The following is a 2,073-nucleotide window of genomic DNA, read 5'->3' on the forward strand; positions in this document are numbered from 1 at the left end:
CGGGTGGCGAGAAGCTGACGTGTGGTCCGGCTCAGCTCGACAAGATGCTGACCGAGGCCCGCAGGGCGACGCCCTGGCTGGCTGAGGGCGCGAGCCAGGGTGCCCTCCGGCCGCTGTTCCTCAGCCCTCACTCGCGGCCCCTCACCGCAGCGCGTACGCCAGGCGCTCGGCCACGTCGGCGCGAACCCGTCCCAGTTCAACGAGCTTCAGCACGGGCGATGCGGGATCGACGCGCAGGGACGGGAAGACGACCCCCACCTTGTCAGGGCTGTTCGCAGGGCTTCCACTGCCATGTACGGGGTCGACGTCCCGCTTCTGTCTCGTAGCCATGAACCGGACGCTGTGATCTTTCCGGGGTTCGGCCCCGTGCCTCGCGGGGCGGCTCCTACCGTCGTCACCAGCATTCAGCGGAACGAGGGCGGGGAAGTACGCATGGATGGCAGGAAGGCGTTGCTCGAGGCGCTGCGAGTTCTGCGCGACCACGCGGACGTCCGCCCGGCGCATGATCTCCTCGACTTCGGTGTACGGCGACGGGAAGCGGACGTGGCGCTCATGGCACCGGGCGATGATCGAGCCGTCTATCGTCCAGGACCGCAGCACGTTCCATCCGTATCGCCAGAGCCGGTCCCGTAGCACGTCGAGGTGAGGGCCCTGCCTGAACTCGTCGGCTTGGAGCCGCGCGAACAGTTCCCGGTCTTCGGCCCGTTGCTCGGCGGCCGGGCCGGAAGGGCGACCGTGGTGCTCGTTTGCAACGGACGACCGTCCGCACCGGATCGCAGCCAAGGGATGGCGAAACCTCAGCTGCGCAGCACCGTCAGCTGTCCCGCCTTCACGTCGGCCGCGTACCGATCCACGTACTCCTGGCCCGAAAGCCGCAAGATCGCGTACATGATCTCGTCGGTGACGGCCCGCAGTACCGTCTTGTGCTGCTCCATCCCCGCAAAGCGTGAGAAGTCCAGCGGTTGCCCGAAACGGATCGCGACCGGCCGGAGCCTCGGCAGGACACGACCGGGAGACCGGATCTCGAAGGTTCCCACCATCGCGCACGGAATCACCGGAACGTGCGCGGCCAGCGCCATCACGGCCACCCCGACCTTGCCCTTGTACAGGCGGCCGTCGGGGGAACGCGTGCCCTCCGGATAGATCGCGAGTAGGTCTCCCTTCGCCAGTACCTCCAACCCCTCCCGGATCGCCGCCAGCCCCGCGGCCCGTCCCGACCTGTCCACCGAAATCTGCCCGGCACCGCGGAGAACGAGCGCGGTCAGTCGACCCCTGAGACCCGGCATCGTGAAGTACTCGGCCTTGGCCAGGAACGTGATGCGTCGTTTCAGGACCGCGGGCATGAGGAGGGGGTCCGCGAAGGACAGGTGATTGCCGGCGACGATCGCCGCGCCGTGGCCCGGAACGTGCTCAAGCCCCTCTGCCCGCGGTCGGAACAGCAGCCGCAGCAACGGTCCCAGCAGGAGGTGCTTCAGCACGTAATAGAACATGGGCGGCTCCCAACTGCCGATCGACCCCCGTTCATGAGGTCATCCCCAGCGGGCCCGGGGCGCGCTCGCGTGTCCGCGAACGCCGTGCGACACGGCGGAAAGCGAGTCCTTGAACCGAATGGCGGTCGCTCAGGAGTCGGCACCCGGGTGTGCCGACTCCTGCCCGGCCACCGCCTGCCAGGGGACCTGACGTGCGCGCAGGTCGCCACGGATGCGCCGGGCAAGCCTTGTGGTGTCGTAGTGGTTCAGCAGGGCGCCGAAGGCCGCGCCGACCATGAAGGGCGTCAGCATGGGAATCTTGCGGACGGCGAGCGTGAGCAGCCGTCGGCGTAGTTCCTTCCTCAGCCGGACGCCGAGCATGAGACTGACCGCGGAGGTCGGCTTCGTGAGGTTCAGGCCGCGCCCCTCCGTCCACTCCGCGAGATACAGTGCGGCACGCTGCCGAGCGGTTCCAGGCGCACGCAGACCGTACACCTCGTGAAGCTCGGCGATGAGCTTGCACTCGATGGACGCCGTCCCGAGGATGCCTGCGGCCAGCTCGGCGGGCATCGCCGGAGGAGTGGGCAGCGCCGCGGCAGAACCC

General features: G+C 68.6%; 2 protein-coding genes and 1 pseudogene. All 3 read right to left on the reverse strand.

Annotated elements, in window-relative coordinates:
- Nucleotides 1-141: 141 nt before the first annotated feature.
- Nucleotides 142-783 (reverse strand): hypothetical protein, encoded by a 642-nt coding sequence (locus tag ACIBJF_RS53130; protein ID WP_399185074.1) that lies wholly within the window; start codon nucleotides 781-783, stop codon nucleotides 142-144.
- A gap of 14 nt (nucleotides 784-797) precedes the next feature.
- Nucleotides 798-1,490, reverse strand: a complete 693-nt coding sequence (locus tag ACIBJF_RS53135; protein WP_399185073.1) for a lysophospholipid acyltransferase family protein — start codon at nucleotides 1,488-1,490, stop codon at nucleotides 798-800.
- A 129-nt stretch (nucleotides 1,491-1,619) separates the two neighbouring features.
- Nucleotides 1,620-2,073: pseudogene (locus tag ACIBJF_RS53140) on the reverse strand (hypothetical protein); the annotation flags it as partial.

It is taken from the genome of Streptomyces sp. NPDC050743 (genome assembly GCF_044456925.1).
GTDB lineage: Bacteria > Actinomycetota > Actinomycetes > Streptomycetales > Streptomycetaceae > Streptomyces.